16 protein-coding genes are annotated in these 16673 nt (G+C 70.5%); 6 read left to right on the top strand and 10 right to left on the bottom strand.

From position 1 onward, the window contains the following. Positions 1 to 695 precede the first annotated feature (695 nt). The gene (locus LY13_RS25060; protein WP_253831032.1) at positions 696 to 1367 is read right to left on the bottom strand and encodes a DNA-binding response regulator; all 672 of its coding nucleotides are present in this window, start codon (positions 1365 to 1367) and stop codon (positions 696 to 698) included. 96 nt (positions 1368 to 1463) lie between these two features. On the opposite strand from LY13_RS25060, the gene LY13_RS25055 reads away from it, so the two are divergent. Further along, positions 1464 to 2387: an oxidoreductase gene (locus LY13_RS25055; RefSeq protein WP_253831031.1), complete on the top strand. Its 924-nt coding sequence runs from the start codon at positions 1464 to 1466 to the stop codon at positions 2385 to 2387. 62 nt (positions 2388 to 2449) lie between these two features. Here LY13_RS25055 and LY13_RS25050 read toward each other — a convergent pair whose 3' ends face one another. From LY13_RS25050 to LY13_RS25020, 7 genes are all read right to left on the bottom strand, one after another. Then, positions 2450 to 3457 (bottom strand): beta-ketoacyl-ACP synthase III, encoded by a 1008-nt coding sequence (locus LY13_RS25050; RefSeq protein ID WP_253831030.1) that lies wholly within the window; start codon positions 3455 to 3457, stop codon positions 2450 to 2452. Positions 3458 to 3752: 295 nt separating this feature from the next. Beyond that, positions 3753 to 4322, bottom strand: coding sequence for a DUF3558 domain-containing protein (locus LY13_RS25045; RefSeq protein ID WP_253831029.1), 570 nt, complete (start codon positions 4320 to 4322; stop codon positions 3753 to 3755). 35 nt (positions 4323 to 4357) lie between these two features. Continuing rightward, the gene (locus tag LY13_RS25040; RefSeq protein ID WP_253831028.1) at positions 4358 to 4819 is read right to left on the bottom strand and encodes a hypothetical protein; all 462 of its coding nucleotides are present in this window, start codon (positions 4817 to 4819) and stop codon (positions 4358 to 4360) included. Between the two features lie 41 nt (positions 4820 to 4860). Beyond that, positions 4861 to 6384, bottom strand: coding sequence for a PPE domain-containing protein (locus LY13_RS25815; protein ID WP_301299624.1), 1524 nt, complete (start codon positions 6382 to 6384; stop codon positions 4861 to 4863). Between the two features lie 328 nt (positions 6385 to 6712). Next, on the bottom strand, positions 6713 to 7006 hold the full coding sequence (locus LY13_RS25030; RefSeq protein WP_253831027.1) for a hypothetical protein: 294 nt from the start codon (positions 7004 to 7006) through the stop codon (positions 6713 to 6715). A gap of 51 nt (positions 7007 to 7057) precedes the next feature. Beyond that, a complete protein-coding gene (locus LY13_RS25025) occupies positions 7058 to 9403 on the bottom strand; it encodes a beta-glucosidase family protein (RefSeq protein ID WP_253831026.1) in 2346 nt (781 codons plus the stop codon). 212 nt (positions 9404 to 9615) lie between these two features. Then, positions 9616 to 10917 carry a hypothetical protein gene (locus tag LY13_RS25020; protein ID WP_253831025.1) on the bottom strand — a complete coding sequence of 434 codons (1302 nt, stop codon included), beginning with the start codon at positions 10915 to 10917 and terminating at the stop codon, positions 9616 to 9618. A 296-nt stretch (positions 10918 to 11213) separates the two neighbouring features. Here LY13_RS25020 and LY13_RS25015 point away from each other — a divergent pair, with 296 nt between their 5' ends. Further along, the gene (locus tag LY13_RS25015) at positions 11214 to 11624 is read left to right on the top strand and encodes an SsgA family sporulation/cell division regulator (RefSeq protein WP_253831024.1); all 411 of its coding nucleotides are present in this window, start codon (positions 11214 to 11216) and stop codon (positions 11622 to 11624) included. Between the two features lie 18 nt (positions 11625 to 11642). Here LY13_RS25015 and LY13_RS25010 read toward each other — a convergent pair whose 3' ends face one another. Continuing rightward, positions 11643 to 12803 (bottom strand): glycoside hydrolase family 3 N-terminal domain-containing protein, encoded by a 1161-nt coding sequence (locus tag LY13_RS25010; RefSeq protein WP_253831023.1) that lies wholly within the window; start codon positions 12801 to 12803, stop codon positions 11643 to 11645. Beyond that, positions 12800 to 13384: a DUF2188 domain-containing protein gene (locus LY13_RS26235; RefSeq protein WP_372493895.1), complete on the bottom strand. Its 585-nt coding sequence runs from the start codon at positions 13382 to 13384 to the stop codon at positions 12800 to 12802. Before LY13_RS26235 ends, LY13_RS25010 begins: the two co-directional genes overlap by 4 nt. Positions 13385 to 13625: 241 nt before the next feature. Here LY13_RS26235 and LY13_RS25005 point away from each other — a divergent pair, with 241 nt between their 5' ends. The 4 genes from LY13_RS25005 to LY13_RS24990 all read left to right on the top strand — a co-directional run bounded on the left by LY13_RS25005 (position 13626) and on the right by LY13_RS24990 (position 16441). Further along, positions 13626 to 14045 (top strand): helix-turn-helix domain-containing protein, encoded by a 420-nt coding sequence (locus LY13_RS25005; protein ID WP_253831022.1) that lies wholly within the window; start codon positions 13626 to 13628, stop codon positions 14043 to 14045. 5 nt (positions 14046 to 14050) lie between these two features. After that, positions 14051 to 14809: an ImmA/IrrE family metallo-endopeptidase gene (locus LY13_RS25000; protein WP_308216399.1), complete on the top strand. Its 759-nt coding sequence runs from the start codon at positions 14051 to 14053 to the stop codon at positions 14807 to 14809. A gap of 13 nt (positions 14810 to 14822) precedes the next feature. After that, on the top strand, positions 14823 to 15356 hold the full coding sequence (locus LY13_RS24995) for a DinB family protein (protein ID WP_253831021.1): 534 nt from the start codon (positions 14823 to 14825) through the stop codon (positions 15354 to 15356). 194 nt (positions 15357 to 15550) lie between these two features. Beyond that, on the top strand, positions 15551 to 16441 hold the full coding sequence (locus tag LY13_RS24990; protein WP_253831020.1) for a DMT family transporter: 891 nt from the start codon (positions 15551 to 15553) through the stop codon (positions 16439 to 16441). Positions 16442 to 16673: the final 232 nt, after the last annotated feature.

Genomic DNA, 16673 nt, shown 5'->3' with positions numbered 1-16673 from the left:
AGGCGGCGGCCATGGTGTACCTGCACGTACCGGTCGACACCGCCCTGACGATCTCCGACCAGGGGTGCGAACTCGACGGCTACGGACCCGTTCCTGCCGCGGTTGCGCGGGAGATCATGACCAACCGGCGCAGCGTCTGGCGGGCCGTGTTGTGTGATCCGGGCACCGGCGAGCCCCTGGACTTGGGACGGACGCGGCGGCGACCCAGCGCGACGATCCGCGAGCTTGTGCGGGTGCGCGACCGGGAATGCGTCATGCCCTGGTGCCACCGTCCCGCTCGGCATTGCGACCACGACCACGAACAAGCCTGGACCACCGACGGCGGTGGCGGCGCCACATCGGTGGCCAACGGTGGTCCACGCTGCCGACGCCACCACCGACTCAAACACGATCCTCGCTGGAGCGCCCGCTACGACCCCGTCCACGGCACCACCCGGATAACAACCCCACACGGGGCGACCTACACCGCACACCGCCACCCCGTCCTGTCCCCGAAGTCAGGACGACGCCGGCCCACCCCGGCCCGCGACACCCGAGCACGTCACGCACCGCGGTGCGACGCTCCGGCACGAGAAGCCCCGGCACGAGAAGCCCCGGCACGTGACGCCCAGACGCGCCGCCAACCCGCCGGAGCCCCACCGGCACGAGACACCACCGGAACCGACCACCAGAACGACGCCGACCCACCGTTCTAACTAGACGAGGCCGAGTTCGCGGGCGCGGACGCCGGCCTGGAAGCGCGACTCGGCGCCGAGCGCCGCCATGAGTTCGCCGACGCGACGCCGGTAGGTGCGCACACTCAGCCCGAGTTGCCGCGCCGCGGACTCGTCCTTCGCGCCCTGGCCCAGCAGGTCCAGCACAGCCGGCGCGAGGCGGCGGATCTCGGCGACCTGCGCGTCGTAGACGTCGAGGTCGACGGCCGAGCGCCACACGGTGTCGAACAGCGACACGACACCCTGCACCGTTTCGGGCTGGGTGATGACGCTGTAGCTGCGCGGCCCCTCGCGACGCTCGCCGGCCAGGATCGCGACCTTGCGGTCCACGACGATCGTCTCGCCGAGTTCGTCGGTGGTGATGCGGACCTGTGCGCCGTGCCGGTCCCGGCGGCGAGCGAGTTCCCGCGCCGACACCGCGTCGAGCAGCAGTCCCGACCGGTAGATCTTGCGGATCCGTGCCGAACCGGCCCGTCGCAGCGCGGCCTCCTCGAGTTCGGCGGCCCTGCTCTCGGCCACCCAGAGGGCGAGGTCGTTGGCGACGCAGGCCACGTCGGTGGCCGACAGGAACAGGTGACCGACGCGGCGGAACAGTTCCTCCTCGCCGCGCACGATCGTGACCGGATCGCCGGTACGCACCTCACCCATCGCCATGCTTCCGATTGTGCTCCCGGACGGGCCGATCCGCCCGGGTTGGCAGGTTGTTGCCATCCGCGGACGCACCCGGCGACGGCGCCGCACGGTGGCGTCATGGCTATCACCGACATGCACACCAACCCGACCACCGCCGACGCCGCGGGCACGTGGCGACTCGGCGACCACGCCGTCAACAGGCTCGGCTTCGGCGCCATGCGGCTGTCCGGCATGCCGTGGGACCCGAAACCGCGCGACCGCGACACCGCCATCGCCGTGCTGCGCAGGGCCGTCGAGCTCGGCGTGAACCACATCGACACGGCGGCCTTCTACTTCGTGCCCACTCGTTCGGCGGGCGAACTGATCAGCACCGCGCTGCAGCCGTACCCGGACGACCTCGTCATCACCACGAAGGTCGGCCCGGCCCGGGACCGCGAAGGCGGCTTCGAGTACGCCCGCCCCGAACAGCTGCGTTCCCAGGTCGAGGAGAACATCCGCCAGCTCGGCCGTGACCACATGGACGTCGTCAACCTGCGGTGGGGCTCGGGGCTGGGCAAGGAGGACGGGTCCGTGGCCGACCACGTGGGCGCGCTGGCCGAGCTGCGTGAGGCCGGGTTGCTGCGCCACATCGGCGTCTCGAACGTGACCTCGGAGCAACTCGACGAGGCGAGGGAGGTCACGCCGATCGTCTGCGTGCAGAACCGCTACGGCCTCACCGACCGCGCCGACGACGACATCGTGGACCGGTGCGGCGCGCTCGGCATCGCGTTCGTGCCGTTCTTCTCCGTCGCGGGTGCGGGCCCCGGAGAGAACACCGACGCCGAGCACGGGCGGGCGGAGATCGAGACGGTCGCGCAGGCGCACGGGGCGAGCCCCGCCCAGGTGCGGCTCGCCTGGAGCCTCCACCGCGGCGACCACGTCCTGGCCATCCCGGGCACGGGCGACCCGGCGCACCTGGAGCAGAACATCGCGGCGGGAGCGCTCCGGCTGACCGACGACGAGCAGGCACTTCTCGACGGCGTCGGCAAGGCCGCGTCGTAGTCGACCGTCGAAGCCCTGACTCGGGCCGGCCCACGGTCCCGCCTCGGGTGGGCCGGCCCGAGTCAGGCGACGTCCTCCACCGTCAGGTCCGGCCAGCGCATGGCGGTCGCGCCCCAGGTGAGGCCGGCGCCGAACGCGGCGAGCAGGACGCGGTCGCCCGCCTGGAGGCTGCCGTCGCGAACCCCGTCGGCGAGGGCGAGGGGGATCGACGCGGCGCTGGTGTTGCCGGTGCGGTCGATGTTCACCACGAGGCTGTCGGCGGGCAGTCCGAGCTGCTTGGCGACGGTGTTGAGGATGCGGATGTTGGCCTGGTGGCCGACGAACCGGTCGACGTCACCGACCGTCCAGCCGAGTTCGTCGAGCACCACGCGCGACGACTCGGCCATCCGCGCCGTGGCGTGGCGGAACACGGCAGGGCCCTCCATGCGCAGGTACTCCTCGCCCGGCTCGCGGGCGGTCTTCTGCCGCGAGCCGCCCGCGGGGACGACGAGCAGGTCCGTGCCGTCACCGTCGCTGTGCAGGTCGAACGGGCCGAGCGCGCCGGGTTCGTCCTGGTCGCCCGCCCGGAGCACGACCGCACCGGCGCCGTCGCCGAAGATCGGCACGGTGCCGCGGTCGGCGGGGTCGACGAGGGTGGTGAACGCGTCCGAGCCGACGACGAGCACCTCGCGGGCGATCCGTCCGGCGATGAGGCCGGCGGCCGTGGCGAGGGCGTACAGGAAGCCGCTGCACACCGCGCCGACGTCGAACGCCGCCACGTCACGCTGGCCCAGCCTGGTCGCCACCTGGGGTGCGCTGGCCGGACAGGGCTGGTCGGGCGTGGAGGTCGCGAGCACGACGGCGTCGACGTGCTCGGTGCCCGCCGACCGCAACGCCCGCGCACCCGCCTCGACCGCCATGTCCACAGTGGACATCCCGTCGTCGACGACGCGGCGCTCGGCGATACCCGTGCGGGAACGGATCCACTCGTCGGTGGTGTCGAGGCGGGTCGTCAGCTCGACGTTGTCGACCACGCGCGGTGGCAGCCAGCCGCCCAGGCCGGCCAGCACCGCGGTCGAACGTGTGGCCACTTGCGGTCCCCCCAGTGAAGGCACTCATCGGTCCGGAGACGTCGCGAAACGTCCCCGACGCACCTATGTATGGCCTACTTTTCGGTAGAGGCACGCCTTGTGACCCTTGTCTCCCACACGGGCCCGGGGCATCCGCCGAACGGAGGTCACGAACGGGCTCTTCGTGCCAGGCCGGGTGTCGGGGCGATGCCGAGGCGCCAGCAGTCGTCCACGTCGGCGTACGGCGGCATGCGACGTCGACGCGGACCCGCAGCCCCGGAACCGTCGTGCCGGGCCAGCAGACGCCGCGGCACAATCAGCCCTGCGGCAACTTCGGCTCGACAACGGCGGCCACTTCGTCGGCGATCTCACAACTCTTCTCAGTGCCCTCGGTGGCAATAGTATTGACATCGACGCGGGACGTTTGCGAGACGCCGATGACGATCGTGCATACTCCTGGCCCTGGAACTCGCGCATACGACCGGCCCTCAACCTCCCCGCGATCGATTCCCTGACCCAGGTCTTGCACGTCGTCGATGCCCTGCTGGTCGCGAAGATTCACCGAAATTACGCGGTTAGGATCGGTCGTCGGACTATCCGTGTCCTTCTCGAACTTGCAGCCACGAGCTGTTCCAACGTTGTTCGGGGCACCGGCCGGAAATGTGCCGTACTTGCTCAGTTCGTCAGCGCTCAGCAGGCTACACGGATCGATGTTGGATAACGACGCTGTGGGTTGTTCGCCAGTCGTGGCAGTCGAAGACTCTGACTTCGGCGCTGACGTGACCCTCGTTGTTTGCGGCTCTCCCTCTTCTGTCGACGAGCACGCTGCAGACACAACTGCGCAAGCCCCGACGATGAGTGCAACAACTGTCCGGGTGTTGGCCAAGATTCCAGTCACTCCTGAGTGAGGCCGAAGCGAATTTATGCGTCGCGCATCTTAGCGGCCTCTTCTGCCTCGGCGTACTGACCCGACGCCCGATAGAGCGCCTCATTGAGGGCGATGAGCGTCTTCTTCAGAGCATCAAGCTGAGGCAGAACACCCTGCGGGCCGTCCGCTGAAGCTCGAACGTGCTGAGCAACCTGTCGAGCATAGGGACTACTACCAAGTTTCGGCTCTTGTGCAAGACTCACGAACGCATCACTTTTCGACTCGATCTGACCGATCATCTCGTCGCAGACCTTGGTCATCTGCTTGACGCCTTCGGGGTCCGTACGGAAGCCGCCCGACTTGGCGGCGTTCACCATCTGCTCAGCGCCGGTCTTCATGTTCTCGACGCCGGCCAGGAAGCCACCCACCTGGGCACCGAGCCCTGCACCGATCTCGGCACCACCGGAGCTCGGCTGCCCTTGGTCGACTGAGTTGTCCCCAAACACGCCGGTCATGTCTGTTCCCCTCGTCCGTTCGTCGCGTGTGCAGGTGGCCGTTATTCGCCGATGACGGGTGGTGCGGTGCGTTCGTCGGTGCCGAAGAGGCTGTCGGGGTCGGCTTCGACGAGCCAGGAGGGGCGCTGGTGTTCTTCTTCCTCGCCGCCCTGCTGGCCCTTGCCCGCTCCGGCGCCGCCCATCATTCCCGAGCCGCCGCGGGCGCCCGACCCGCCGGCTGCGGCGGCCGCGCCCGGCGCGGCACCCGTCCCACCGGTCATGCCCTTCGCAGCCCCCGACGCGGCACCGGCGCCCGCGGCACCACCGACACCGGCCGCGCCCTTGGCGGCTCCGGCGGCGGAGCCACCACCGGTCGGGCCGAACCCGGCCGACGCGGCCCGGCCACCGAGCTTGCTGTTGTACGGCGTCGAACCACCGGCCTGGCCACCGCCACTCATCGGACCGACCGGCGCCGGGCCCATACCACCGAAGCCCGGACCGCCACCCGTGGTCGGCACCCGCGGCCCCACCGGCCCGTTGCCCTGCGGCCCGGTGCCCGGCAGCTGACCGGCACCCGTCGACGGGCCACGACCGGCCACCGGCGTCGGCGTCGGCACCGCACCCGGACTGTTGCCCGACGGGCCGTTGTACCCGCCACCACCGGTCGGCCCACCCCCGGTCATCGGCGCGCCACCCGTCGGCCCACCACCGGAATAGCCGGACACGCTCGTCGCATCCCCACCCGAAATGTCGACGACATTCGACGTGCCGAAGTCGGACGTGCCGCCCTGGCCGGCACCACCGAACTCCGGCGGTGGGGAGAACGCGGGCTGCTTCGAGGCAGCTTCGTAGAGGTTCCGGTCGTAGTCGGTCATCACCTGAGCGGCCTGCTGGTGGGCGGCGTCCGCCTTCTCCCGCGTCTCCATGGCCTTGTTGAACGCGCCGATCGGGTCCAGCGGGTTGTCCTTGACGGCGGAACCGAAGTCCTTGAGGAGCCCGTCGGTCTGGACCGGCTCCGGCATGGTGTTCTTCGCCGTCTCGGACGCGCTCGACTGCGCATACACGGCTTCGGAGGCCAACTGCGCCTGCTGCGAGTTGGTGCTCGACCAGCTGCCCAGGCTGCGGACGTAGCCACGAGCCGCCTCGGCCGATTCGCCTTCCCAGTGGTGTTGGGACTGCTGGACGGCCTCGTTGAACTTGCCGTCGAAGTCGTCGAACAGCCTGACCAGCTGCGACCAGGCATCCGACAGCTGGGTGGTCTGGCCGGAGTCGAGGTCCTGGTGCACGTACTGGTAGATCGTCTGGTGGTCGACACCCGGGTAGTTCTGGTCCGACCCCTGCAGGCCTTCCAGGACCTCCGCGTCCTGGGCGAGCTTCTGAATCTGTTGCTCGTTCATGCCCGCGGCGCGTGCCTCCGCGACGAGCTGACTTACCGGGAGGCCGAACGGCACGTTGCCGTACTGGGCCTCAGCCTCGGCCCGGTACATCGCTTCACGCTGCTGCGGCGGCAGGTCCGCACCATCGCCGCCGATCATGGTGCCTACCGGGCCGACGGTGCTGCCGTCGCCGGTGCCGGGCTGCGACATAGCTACTTCCCCACCTCGTCAGGTCGCCACGAGACACGTACGTTATGTGACGGTACTGGGACGCTCGGACCGTGTCAGCGGTTCCCACGAAATCACCCGACCTCAGTTGACCACTCCCGTGACCGGCGGGGACGGCTACTGCCGCTGTTCGCGCGCCTCGACCAGGTCGGACAACTGCGCGAGCTGTCTCTGCAGGTGACGTAGCCACGCCGGCTGAGTGACGTCTCGAGCCTCGAGAGTGTCACGACGCTCCGCGACCCGACCGGCGAGTCGGGACAGTGCACGGGGCAGATCGGCCTCTCCTGGGCGGTCGCGCACGTGGGGATGGTCACCGAACCCCGTGGGCCACGCAGCCCAGCCGTTCGGACACCTGCGCCTGAGTGCGGCCCTGTGCGGCTCGGATCTTCACCAGCGCGGCCTGCACCTGCGACAACTGCGTGGAATCGTCCGGCACGGTATCGATCTCCGGCGACAGCACACCGTCGGGCGCGCCAACGGTGACGCGAACACGCGCGCCGATGGCCTCGGCATAGCGCAGCAGCGTGGAGAACTTCGGGGTCCGAACGTGCCGTTCGAAACGGTCCACCGCCCGATGCGTGGCGAAGCCCATCAACGTGGCCACTGCCAACCGTGGCAGGCCGCGCTCCTCCCGGATCGCCGGGTGTCGGGGTGGTCAGCCTTCGTCGGTCGGGTTGCGCGGCGGGCGCGTGGCCTGCTCGCCCGGGGGAAGGCCGAACAGCGAGATCGCACCGATCATGCCCGCGTACAGACTCTCCACCGGGCATCGCGCGACGTTGCCGATCTTCGTCCACGCCGGGTCGTCACCCTTGGGCGCGCCGGGCGGCGGGGGCGGCGTCGGCTCCGACACCGGCATCTCGTCCGCCACGGCGAGGTCGCCGGTCAGCGGCAGGTCCCGCGACGAACCGCCGACCGACAGCGTGTAATCGCCCGCGCCGCGGACCCACTGGTCGGCATCGACGTCCCACTGCGCCAGTGACCGCTCGTCCAGCTCGAAGCGCACCCGCTCGCTCTCGCCCGGTTCCAGCTCGACCCGCCGGAAACCCTCGAGACGCTTCGGCGGCTCACCCGCCGACTCCGGATGCGCCACGTACAGCTGTGCGACCTCCGAACCGGCACGCTCGCCGGTGTTGGTCACGGTCGCCGTCACGGTGGTGCCCGCCCCGCCGTCGCCGTCGACCTCGAGCTCCGAGTAGCCGAACGTCGTGTAGGACAGGCCGTGGCCGAACGGGAAGAGCGGCTCGATGCCCTCGCGGTCGTACCACCGGTAGCCGACGGCCAGTCCCTCGTCGTACGCACCGCCGGGGAAACGGTCCTTGTCGGCCGCGGGCAGATCCGCCTGCGACACCGGGAACGTCGCGGGCAGCCTGCCGCCCGGGTCCGAGTCGCCGTACAGCACGGACGCGAGCGCGTCGCCGTACTCCTGACCCGGGTACCACGCGGCCAGCACCCCGGCCACGTCGTCGAGCCACGGCATCTCGACCGGACCCGCCGTGTTCAGCACGACGATCGTGTTCGGATTGGCGGCCGCCGCCCGGATCATCTCGTTGTCCTTGTCGGACAGTCGGATGTCCTTGTTGTCCTTCGATTCCGTGGACCACTTCCGCGCGACGACCACGGCCACGTCCGCGGCACCTGCTGCCTCGCCTGCCTGCGACCCGTCGTCGAAGGTCACGTCGGCGCCCGCCCGCCGGGCTCGCTCGGCGATGCCGTCATGGGGCGTGACGATCTCCGGTGCGATCACGTGCGGGCTGCCGCCACCGGAACCGATGACGCGCTCGCCCGCCGCGTCACCGATCACCGCGACGGACCCGGTGTCGTCGCCCAACGGCAGCAGTGCGTCGTCGTTCTTCAGCAGCGTCATGCCCTTCTGGGCGACCTCACGCGCGACGGCGGCATGGTCCGGGCCGGTCACGACGTCGTCCGGCGAACCGTTTTTCTCACGTTCGAACAGCCCGAACCGGAACATCGGCCGCAGGATCCGCGACACCATGTCGTCGAGCTTCGACGTCGTCACGGCTCCGCTGTTGATGCCGTGGCGCAGCCGGGGTCCGTAGTGGCAGCCGCCGGGCATCTGCAGATCCATCCCGGCGTTCGCCGCGGCGTGACTGGCCTGGGTGGCGAACCAGTCGGACGTCACGAACCCGTCGAAACCGAACTGTCCTTTGAGGACTTGGCTCAGCAGGTAGGTGTTGTTGCAGGCGTGCACGCCGTTGAGCCGGTTGTAGCCGCACATCACCGATGCCGTGCCCGCGTCGACGACGTCCTGCACCGGCGAGAGATACACCTCCTGCAGCGTGCGTTCATCGACAATGGAGTCGTTGGCCGGGAGGTTGCGCAGCGTCTCCTGGTTGTAGGCGGCGATGTGCTTCGACTGCGCCAGCGCACCCTCACCCTGGATGCCACCGACCTGCGCGGCGGCGAGTTCACCGGTCAGATGCGGGTCCTCGCCGAGCGTCTCGAACGACCGGCCCGCGCGCGGGTCACGCAGCAGGTCGACCGTCGGCCCGAGCACGACGTCGGCACCCTTCCCCCTGGCCTCGCGGGCGATCGTCGCGCCGTAGCGACTCGCCAGGTCGGCGTCCCACGACGCGGCGAGCGCCATCGGCGACGGCAACTGCGTGACACCGGTGTGCCCGTTGCCGACCCCGGCGGGGCCGTCGGACAACCCGAGCCGGGGAATGCACAGCCGGGGATTCTCGGAGATCATGCCTGCGTACGTCGGGCCGACGAACTGGAACGGCACCGCCGAGCCGTGCACCAGGTCGAGCTTCTCGTCGAGCGTCATCCGCGACACGAGCTGATCGATGCGCTGCTCGACCGGCGCATCGGAGCCGACCCACGGACACCGGGTCTCCACGGACGGATTCGCGGCGGGGTCGACCACCTCGGCCACCTCGGCCGCCTGTGCCGCCGACCCGGTGACGAGCGTGGTCGCCGCGATCAACGACACGAGTGCGGAGGCCGGCCACGCGTACCGGCCACGACGCTGGAGACGCACGATGCTGCCTTCCGTTCGACACACGAACGCGAAGCAGTTTCACATATGGCGGCACGTGGGGCCAGAGTTGATCATGTCCGCCGCCTCGAGAACCCACACTCGGACCAGCGTCGTCACCCACGGTCACCGGCAGCCCGAGACAGCGCACCCGAGCCAGCGCACTGGAGGCCAGCCCACTGGAGTCCTGGCGCACCGAGGCCGTCGCGGACGGCCTACCAGCCTGCCCCGTAGCCGCCGTAGCCGTGTCCGCCGTACGCGCCGCCACGGTGGTCGGGGCCGTCGTAGGCGCTCCCGCCGTAGTAACCGTCGTCGCGCGCACCGTCGACACGGGGTTCATGGGTCCGGTTCATGTCCTCGTAGGACGGCTGCTCGCCGTAGCCGTGGCGGTCGACACGCGCGTCGGAACCCGGCAACCCGCCGTCGTGCCACCCGCGCTCTCCCACGACGTGGGGTGACCCGTCCCGGCCGTCTCGGTCGGCCCGCCCATCACCGGAGCGGACCTGCTCACCCTCGGCGTTCTCGTCCACGTCGGACCGGGATTGGACGGGCTCACCGCCGTCCCGCTCGCCGGCCTCGCCGCGCTCCTGCCGCGCCTGCCGCGTCGGGATGTGCTGCACCGGCCCGTGCCCGCGCATCGCATGCGTGACGGTGTTGAGGATCGCCTCGAAACGGCGCGCTCCCCCACGCGCGCCCTCGCCCCGAGCAGCGTCACGGCCGCGCACGTCATCGCCGGGCACGTCATCGCTGCGCGCGCCGCGGCTACGCGCGTCGGTGTCGGGTGCCCGGAAGCCGTAGTGCCGGGTTGTGTGGCTTTCGATGCTGCGGCGGAGCTCCTCGCCGAACCGTTGCACCCGCCGTTCGACCGCCGACCGGTCCCGTGCCGCGCGATCCTGCCACGACGTCCACGCCCCCACGACGCGCGTTCCCGACGTCCGTGTCGTCTCCCGCGCCGCCGTGTCCGCCTTCCGCGCCGACGCCACGTCGGACCCGGTGACGTTCGTGCCCGCGGCTGCCGGTTCCGCCCGTGCCACGCCCGGGACCGGACCCGCCAGGCCGTGCGCGAGCGAGTCGTCCGCGGGGTCGGTCGCCGCGTCGGCGGGAACCTGCACCTCGTCGGAGCGCGCATCGACGTCGACATCGGGCGAGACGGGCCGGCCCTGGACGTCGCCCCCCTTCCGGGACTGCGCGGCGTCGCCGGGGTCCTCGTCGGTCCCCGCAGCGGGACCGTCGCCGCGCTGCTCGTCCGATCCGCTGCCCTCCGTGACCTGCGGCGCCGCCTCCGTCACCTCGTCGCCTGCGACCAGCCTGGACCCGCCGCCGTCACCCTCCAGTCCGGACACACCCGTGACGGCGGCGAGCACCATGACGACGAACGCCACGAACCCGGCCGCGCCGGAACGGTTGATGCCCGGGGTCGGCGGTGCCGCCGGGCCGTGCCCCGAGGCGCAGATGATCCCGGTGCGGTCGAGCAGCGCGTCCTCGTGCGGTGTGGGACGCGGGGCCGTCGGCGCCATCAGCCCTCCAGGAACGTGTCGGTCGAGCAATCACCGGGTACACACAGCACCGCAGCGAGACAGCTTGCGGGGTGCCCCATTAACGCGCCGCCCGGCCTCGATGTCACGGCAACGTCCCGAATTCGCAACCAGAAGGGCTCGATGGGGTGAAACCTCGCATACGGGCGGTCACCAAATGCCCCAATCGGGCGAAGCGGGGAAGTTTTCGTCGTAGTGGTGCATCAGAGTGTGCCTCATCGGGAGTCTCACCCACGACAGCCGCCGAGGGGGCGGCACCGGAGAGACGGGAGTGTGCAGTGCGAAGCGACGCCGTACACCAGAGCCAGTTCGTGTACCTCAACGGCTGCAGCACGCCGGTACTCGCTCGACTGATGTACCGCGCGGACGACCCGTTCACCGTGTCGCTCGCGTTCCGCGTCGATGCGCGCGAGTGGGTGGAGTGGGACTTCTCCCGTGAGCTGCTGCTCGCAGGACTGACCGAACCCGCGGGGATCGGCGACATCCGCCTGCGTCCCGACCTGGCGACCGACGAGGAGTACCTCGTACTCGAGCTCGAGTCGCCCGACGGCTATGCCGTGGTGGAGCTCGAGATCGCGGAGGTGCGCCGGTTCGCCGACGCCACCACGGCGATCGTGCCGCCCGGCACGGAGGCCGAGCGGCTGGACCTGGACCGGCTGATCGACGAACTCACGACCGCTCGCCCCTGACGCCCTGGACGCGTGCGGTCAGCCGCACGCGTCCTTGGAACGCAGCACCCGGGTCAACGACGCGTTGATGCGCTCGTCCGACAACTCACCGCTGTTCGCGGCCTGCTCGAGCCGGTCCAGCACGGGCCCCACGTTGCCGCCCGACGACCACAGCGCCTTGTCGGCACCGGCCTTCAGGGCGAGCAGCACGGCCTCGGGAAGCGAGTGCCGGTCGGTGATCGCCTTCATCGCGCCCAGGTCGTCGGTGACGACGGGACCGTCGAAGTTGTAGTCCTGCCGCAGCAGCCGATACGCCGCGGGCGAGATCGAGGCGGGCTGCCCATCGGTCAGCTGCGGCACCGTGAGGTGGCCGACCATGACGCCGACGTCGCCGTACTCGCCGATCCGTTCGAACGGCTTCAGGTCGTGCTTGCGCAGTTCGGGCAGCGGCGGCGTGGTCACGTCGCCCGCGTGGGAGTCACCACTGGCGTTGCCGTGGCCGGGGAAGTGTTTGATCACCGGTTGGACACCGGCCTCCTGCAGACCGTCGCCGAACGCCTTCGCGTACCGGCGCGCCGTCGCCGGGTCGGTGCTGAACGAACGGTCGCCGATGGCCTCGCTCGCCGGTTCGTCGGTGAGGTCGAGATCGGGGGCGTAGTCGACCGTCACACCACGCTTCGCCATCTCCCTACCGCGTTCGACGGCCAGCTGCCGCACCTCCTGCGGCGTCATCGACGCCGCCATCTCGCGGGCACTCGGCATGTCACCGACGAGCTCGTCGAGTCGCTGGACCCGGCCGCCCTCGTCGTCGATCGCGATCGACACCGGCACGTCCGCGGCGTCCTGCACCTGCTTCAGCGCACCGCCGGTGAACAGGTCCGTGGCGTTGCCGCCGATGAACAGACCGCCGACCTGGTGATCGCGCACCAACTGCGTCGTGGCCTGCGCGCCGGACTCGACACCGACCACGACGAGCTGCGCGACCTTCTCGCGGGTCGACATGTCGGCGACCGCCGGACAGCCGGGGGCGGAATCGGGTTTCGCCGCGGACGACGACGCCGGTGCCGACGACGTCGTCGACGGTGTCTCGGACGCCGCCGAACCGGGACTCGGTGCACTCTGGGTCGTCGGAGCCTCGGACGAACCGCATCCGGCGACGAGCAGCCCTGTCATGGCCGCGAACAACAAACGCTTCCTCATCGTGTCTCCACAGTACGGCTCGACCCGACCACGCGCGCCGAGGTGGCGACGCGTGTGCTGACCACCCGGATGCCCCGGCTGCACGATCGTGACGCGGGGGCGGGCCGGTGACTTCGCGTCCGCACTCGAGTCGGGACACGCGCGACAATCCCTCGTCCCGGCCCTCCGGCGGTACGCGTCGACGCGCGGGTCGGCGGGCCCGCCCCGAGACCGGACGAGGCCGGGAAGGACGGATCCGGCCGTGTCACGAGTGTCGAATTCTCACCGCCCCGGGGGACCGCTGCCGCCGGCACAGCCCGCGCGCCGGACCGGGAATGTCGGTAATGCCGCCTAGCCTGCTCGCTGCCGTCCATGCGCTCGATCACGAGAGAACTCGGACGGCGGCCGCGGGCGTGCGCGGCGGCGAGCCGTTCGGCGTCCCGCTTGCGGACGTGACGGGACAGCACGGCCCCGTCGCGGACGACCAGCCAGGTCAGCGAGTCCGGTGACAGCCGGAACCGGACCGCGAACACCGTGTGCTGCGCGGGTTCGTCGGTGTGGCGGCGGCCTTCTGTGTGGCCTGCGGGACGTTCGACGGTCATGACCGGTTCCCCCTGTCGATGTTCGTGACGGTCGTCGGAGCACGGGCTCCGGACCCGTGCGCGCACCACGGTCCGGCCGACCCGAACCGTGGTGGCCGTCGCCCGTGTCGGTCGCGTGCCGTGTCGAGCTTGCCTCACGTGTTCCGATTGTGCAACTCTGTTGCCTGACTGCAATTTCAGGGTGGCCATCCGGGCTGCCACCTGCCAAGCTGTGCTGCGCCGACCCGCCGAAGGAGGTCACATGTCAGGTCGCATGGACCTGCGCCGACTGCACGACGCGCTCGACGCGCAGCGTCGTGCGCGCGATCTGTCGTGGCGCCAGCTCGCGGAGGAAGCCGGGGTGAGCCCGTCACTGCTCAGCCGCATGGGCAACGGCCAACGCCCGGACCTCGACGGATTCATCGCGCTCGTGCAATGGCTCGGCACCCCCGCGGAAGAATTCATGAGCCGCCCCGACGAGGACCACGCCGACGACTCCGCGGACGGCGGCCCGACACCGGAACTCGAAACCCAGCTCGCCATGTTGCTGCGGGCCCGCGACGACCTGCCGGAGGCGGACAAGGAGTACCTGCTCGAGATCGTCGGCGCGACGATGCGCCGCATCAAACACCACACCGGCACGGGAGCGGCCGGTTCCGGTGACACGCGTCCGGAAAGGTGACGGCCGTGTCGCAGCCGCTCCGACGGGGTTTCAAGGCACACGCCGGCCGTCTCGCACTGGCCGTCCGGAACGAGCTGGGGCTGGCCGCGGCCGACCCGCTCGACCCGTACGCCCTCGCCGAGCTGTACGGCATCCCGGTCCTCGATCTCGCAGATCCGGCGATGCCCCGCGAGGCGGTCCGGCATTTCACCGGCCCTGCGGCGGACTCGTTCTCGGGCGCACTCGTCGCGGTCGGCAGCGTGCGCGCCATCGTGGAGAACCACGTGCACGACACCCGTCGCAGGCGCGCGACGGTCGCCCACGAGATGGCGCACGTGCTGCTGGAACACGATTTCGGCCTGCTGGTGACCGGATCGGGCCTGTGTGGCACGACGGCCACGTCGGTGGAACGCGAGGCCGACGAGCTCGCGGGCGAACTGTTGCTACCCCGGGATGCGGCGCGCACCGCGGCGCTGCGCGGGTGGACCGACGCCGCCGTGGCGCGCAGGTTCGGGGTGAGCAAACGGCTGGCACGCTGGCGGCTCAACGCCACGGGTGCGCGGACGATCGCCTGCCGCCATCGTGCGAAACGCCCCCGGTTCGCCGCCGCCCGGACCGCCGACGACGGCATCGCCGGTCCGGGCGACGTGACGGTCCCCGACAGTGGCGCAGTTCCGGTCAGCGGGGCAGTTCCGGTCGGGGACGCAGTTCCGGTCAGCGGCGATTCGAACAGCGGCACGGATCCGGGCAGCCGCTCGGAACCGCGACATGTCGGTCCCAGCTGACAGCATCGCCGTCATGACTGCCGAACGACCGACCGACGGGCACGTATCCGTGGAACGACAGCGGCCGCCGACGACCGCGGACGAGGCGACGACACTCGCGGCGTGGCTCGACTTCTACCGCGACACCCTCGCCCTCAAGTGTGAAGGGCTCGACGAGCACCAGTTGCGCACCGCCTCGGCGCCACCGTCGGAACTGACCCTGCTCGGACTGGTGCAGCACCTGACCGAGGTGGAGCGTGCCTGGTTCCGCCGCACGCTCGCCGGTGAGGACGTTCCGTCGGTGTATCCGTCGACGGGCGGCGAACACGACGAGGGCTTCGCCCTGCTGGACGACGTATCAGCCGAGCAGGCGATGACGGCGTGGCGCGAGGAGATCGCCGTGGCCAAACGCAACTGCGCGGACCGCGCGCTGGACTCCACGGCGCCGTTCCACGGCATGGAGGTCAGCCTGCGCTGGATCTACACCCACATGATCGCCGAGTACGCCCGCCACGACGGCCACGCCGACCTGCTCCGCGAACGCATTGACGGAGCCACCGGCGTGTGAGGCCCGGTGCCGGGACACGACGGACGGACCCTGCCCCCGACCGTCGTGTCCGGTTCCCGCCGGTCGAGCGGCCGCTGCTGCGGTGTGATCCCAGGACGAGCGATCACGCCGCACTGCGGAACCGACACGGAAGGGAACTCGAGCCGACGCCCGATCCACCACGCCCACGCCTTCTGCCGCTGCAGTTCGTCGCCTTGTCGTTGGCGTGGGGGTCGAGCTTCCTGTTCATGAAGACCGGCCTCGACGGCCTGTCGCCGCTCCAGATCGCGACCGCCCGGATGACGCTCGGCGCCGTCGCCCTGGTGTTGATCGTGTCCGTTCTCCGGATCCGACTGCCGAGATCACTCGCGCCGTGGGGACACATCGGCGTCGTCTCCGTGTTCCTGTGCGTGCTGCCGTTCAGCTTGTTCGCGTGGGCCGGCCAGCACGTCGACTCGGGCCTGATGAGCATCTACAACGCGACGACACCGCTGATGACCTTCGTCGTCACACTGGTGGCCCTGCGGAACGAACGTCCACATCGAGCCCAGCTCTCCGGCCTCGGTGTCGGGCTCATCGGGGTCCTGCTCGTCCTCGCCCCGTGGCAACTCATCGGAACGACGGGCGCGGGAAGTCTCGGCGGGCAGCTCGCCTGCCTGCTCGCGACCGGCAGTTACGGTGTCGCGTTCGTCTACCTGCGACGGTTCGTCTCCCCGCTGGGCCTGCCTGCCGCCTCCGTCGCCACCGTCCAGGTCGGCATCGGCGCCGTCGCACTGCTCGTCGCCGTCCCGATGATCGACGACCACCCGGTGTCTCCGAGTCCGGGCGTCGTCGCGAGCATGATCACGCTCGGGGTCTTCGGCACCGGACTCGCCTACGTCTGGAACACCAACATCGTCGCCGGCTGGGGCGCCACGGCTGCTTCCAGCGTCACCTACCTGACCCCGGTCATCGGTGTGGCCCTCGGCGCCGTGATTCTCGACGAGACCGTCACCTGGAACCAGCCGATCGGCGCAGCCCTGGTCATCGCGGGGATCGTCATCGGCCGTCGACAACCACGGCCCGCCGGAAGCAGCATCGCCACCGCCGAACCCGCTCCTCGTTGACCGCCGGTGCCACGGTCGACAACCGCCGACCCTCCCGCGATCGCCCGGGCCGAAAACCGGACCCAGGCGCCACAGCCGCCGTCTGAGACGGGGAACTGCAACCCGAACTGAGACCCGCTAGCGCGAAACGCCGGGTCGGACGCGGTGTCCGACCCGGCGTTTCGCCTGTTCACAACGGCGGAAGCGGGGGGATTTGAACCCCCGGTGGGTTGCCCCACGCTCGATTTCAAGT

It is taken from the genome of Prauserella aidingensis, from assembly GCF_024171865.1.
Lineage (GTDB): Bacteria > Actinomycetota > Actinomycetes > Mycobacteriales > Pseudonocardiaceae > Prauserella > Prauserella aidingensis.
Note: the sequence above shows the minus strand (reverse complement) of the source record. Positions and strands in the feature narration are given on the sequence as shown.

Coding starts and splice junctions, on each gene's coding strand:
- LY13_RS25055 (WP_253831031.1), top strand. CDS start 1,464: ATGGCTATCACCGACATGCACACCAACCCGACCACCGCCGACGCCGCG.
- LY13_RS24995 (WP_253831021.1), top strand. CDS start 14,823: ATGACTGCCGAACGACCGACCGACGGGCACGTATCCGTGGAACGACAG.
- LY13_RS25005 (WP_253831022.1), top strand. CDS start 13,626: ATGTCAGGTCGCATGGACCTGCGCCGACTGCACGACGCGCTCGACGCG.
- LY13_RS26235 (WP_372493895.1), bottom strand. CDS start 13,384: ATGACCGTCGAACGTCCCGCAGGCCACACAGAAGGCCGCCGCCACACC.
- LY13_RS25010 (WP_253831023.1), bottom strand. CDS start 12,803: ATGAGGAAGCGTTTGTTGTTCGCGGCCATGACAGGGCTGCTCGTCGCC.
- LY13_RS25020 (WP_253831025.1), bottom strand. CDS start 10,917: ATGGCGCCGACGGCCCCGCGTCCCACACCGCACGAGGACGCGCTGCTC.
- LY13_RS25040 (WP_253831028.1), bottom strand. CDS start 4,819: ATGACCGGCGTGTTTGGGGACAACTCAGTCGACCAAGGGCAGCCGAGC.
- LY13_RS25815 (WP_301299624.1), bottom strand. CDS start 6,384: ATGTCGCAGCCCGGCACCGGCGACGGCAGCACCGTCGGCCCGGTAGGC.
- LY13_RS25060 (WP_253831032.1), bottom strand. CDS start 1,367: ATGGCGATGGGTGAGGTGCGTACCGGCGATCCGGTCACGATCGTGCGC.